General features: G+C 77.9%; 2 protein-coding genes. Both read right to left on the bottom strand.

The window, feature by feature from the left end; translation table 11 throughout:
* Window positions 1–417 (bottom strand): PfkB family carbohydrate kinase (locus G6556_RS18465; protein WP_240934727.1); only part of this gene is annotated, 417 nt, incomplete at its 3' end.
* Between the two features lie 116 nt (window positions 418–533).
* Window positions 534–2,243, bottom strand: a 1,710-nt coding sequence (locus G6556_RS18460; protein ID WP_205693755.1) for an alpha/beta-hydrolase family protein, incomplete at its 5' end; no start/stop codon positions are given.

The following is a 2,243-nucleotide window of genomic DNA, read 5'->3' as shown; positions in this document are numbered from 1 at the left end:
CTGGAGCAGCACCGCGTCGGCGGCGCGGAGGCCGCCCGCCGAGGCGCCGACGTCGGCGGGCGTGAGCAGCACCGCCGGCTCCACGTGCTCGAGCAGGCGCCGCTCGCCCGGCGGGCCGACGACGTCCACCAGCAGCGCCGTCCGCGCCCCCTCGCGCACCACGACCCGCTCGGTGCCGAGCCCCGCGGCCCGGGCCTCCGCGAGCGCGAGCCGGCCCGCCGGGTCGTCGCCCACGACCCCGACCAGCGCCACGTCCGCGCCCAGCTGGCGGCACGCCCGCGCCTGGTTCGCGCCCTTGCCGCCGAGCAGCTCGGACCGTCCGGCGACCTGGGCGGACCCGCCGGCCTCCGGCACGCCGTCGACGGTCAGCACCAGGTCGCGTCCGACCTGCCCGAGGACCACCACCCGCACGCCCATCCCGCCACCCTGACCCGCCTGCCTCGCGCCCGCACCCGCACCGACGCCGGCACGCGCGACGGCCCCGGCGCGCGCGGTCCGGCCGCGCCCGCCCCGCGGGGCGGAGGGTCCGGGCGTCAGCTCGCCGGCTGCCGCGCCGCCAGGACCGCCCGTACCCGTGCGGTGTCTGCGTCCGTCCAGCCGTCCGGCGCCGCGACGGCGACCCAGCCGTCGAGGGTCAGCGCGTCGTAGTTGTGCCCGTGGCCGTCCGGCACCGACTTGGAGTTCACCAGGTCGAACGTCAGCTGCCAGAACGTCACCAGCGGGTACCAGGTCATCGAGAGCCCGCCCTCGCCGGTGTGCGGCTCGGCCAGCCAGTCCGGGCGGCTGAGCAGCAGGTCCGGGCCCCACCAGACGATCGGGTCCGACGCGTGCTGCAGGTACAGCACGCGGGGCTCCTCCCACGCGGTCGGCGGCGTCGCCATCTGCTCGGTGTCCCCGGCGAACCGCACCAGCAGCCCGCTCGCGTACACCGGGGCGGCCGAGGTGGTCCCGGGGTCGCGGCGCTCCATCAGCGCGTGCCACACCGGGTTGGAGTTCGGCGGTCCGACCCACAGCACGCCGTCGGTGCGGTCGCGGATGTCGGCGAGCGAGTCGTAGGCGCTCTCCGACCCGAACGAGCCGAGGCTCTCGCCGTACGCCAGCAGCTGCGGGCGGTCGTCCGCGGGGAGCTCGGCCACGCGCGCCTCGACGGCGGTGGCCAGCGCCCGGGCCTCGTCGGCCGCGCGGGACCGGTCGACGAGGAACGACAGCCAGCTCGGCAGGTAGGAGTACTGCGTGGCGACGGTCGCGGTGTCCCCGCCGTGCATCAGCTCCAGCGCGGAGACCGCGGCGTCGTTGACCCAGCCGCTGCCGGTGGTGGTGACCACCAGCAGCACCGCGCGGTCGAACGCGCCCGCGCGCTCCAGGTCCTCGACCGCGAGCGCGGCCCGGCCCTCGGGGGTGTCGGCGCTGTCCAGGCCGGCGAACACCCGGATCGGCGTCCGGGTGTCCCCGGTGGTGGACGCGGCGGCGAGCTCGTCGGGGGTCGGGCCCGTGGCGACGAACCGGCGGCCCTCCCGGCCGAGCGAGTCCCACGGGACGACCGACTCCGGCGACCCGGACCGCTCCGCCGCCTGGGGCCGGGTCACGCCGGGGTGGTCCTTCGTGTTCGCCAGGGCGAAGGCGCGGTCGACGGCGGACAGCGCCCGGCCGAGCAGCACGTCGTTCACCAGGACGACGGTCAGCACCGCCACCAGCACGACGGCGACCCCGCCGGCGAGCAGCCGCGGGAACCGCAGCCAGCGCTGGAGGCCACGCTCCACCCGGAGGCCGACCCAGCGCAGCCCGCGGGCCAGCAGCACGAACGCCGCCGCGACCAGGACGAGCAGCGGCCCGGCGCGCAGCCAGTCGCCGGTGCTCGGCCCCGGCATCCCGATCGCCTCGGTCATCTCGCGCTGCCAGCGCGCGCCGTTGACCAGCATGAACGTCAGCCCGGCCACCACCCCGACGGCCAGCGCCGGCAGCAGCCAGGGCCGCACCGCCGTCCGCACCCGCGGCGGGACCCGGTGCCGCGCCGCGGCGACCAGGCGGCGCCAGGCGGGCACGTGCCGGAGCACCCAGGCCAGCAGCACGCCGATCCCGTAGCCGAGCGCCGCCGAGATGCCGGACACCAGCGCCTGGAACAGCCAGTCGCGGGGGAGCAGGGACGGCGTCATCGCGAGCATCGCGAACAGCGTGCCGACGACGACGCCCGCCGCGCTCGGCGGCCGCGGGCGGCTCGGCCCCCGACGCGCACTCCGCGACCA

The sequence above is a fragment of the Cellulomonas sp. IC4_254 genome, assembly GCF_011603975.1.
GTDB lineage: Bacteria > Actinomycetota > Actinomycetes > Actinomycetales > Cellulomonadaceae > Cellulomonas.
This window is presented reverse-complemented; position numbering and strand designations above follow the sequence as displayed.